This window comes from Secundilactobacillus odoratitofui DSM 19909 = JCM 15043 (assembly GCF_001434895.1).
Lineage (GTDB): Bacteria > Bacillota > Bacilli > Lactobacillales > Lactobacillaceae > Secundilactobacillus > Secundilactobacillus odoratitofui.
In genome coordinates this window covers 1-229 of record NZ_AZEE01000022.1, presented here as the reverse complement: position 1 = coordinate 229, position 229 = coordinate 1, and the positions used below count along the sequence as shown (strand labels likewise).

At 53.7% G+C, this 229-nt stretch carries 1 protein-coding gene; it reads left to right on the top strand.

The features are described from left to right. Positions 1–44: 44 nt before the first annotated feature. Positions 45–229: hypothetical protein (locus FD04_RS12605; protein WP_235805629.1), on the top strand; the 185-nt coding region annotated here is incomplete at its 3' end.

The following is a 229-nucleotide window of genomic DNA, read 5'->3' as shown; positions in this document are numbered from 1 at the left end:
CAATCACCGCAACCGCTGGTGATGATGGAAAAGTTACAATTCCAATGACCGACGGTGAAGTGCCAACGGATAAGGTTGTGACCTTGACCCCAGCTGGCGGGAATCAGAGTACGGATATTGCCGTCCCAACTAAGGCCACGACCACGGCTAAAGTGACGGGTGATAACGGCGGTTACAGCGTTACTGGCAAAGTAACCGGTGCCCCAGCTGACACTGTGGTGACCTTAAC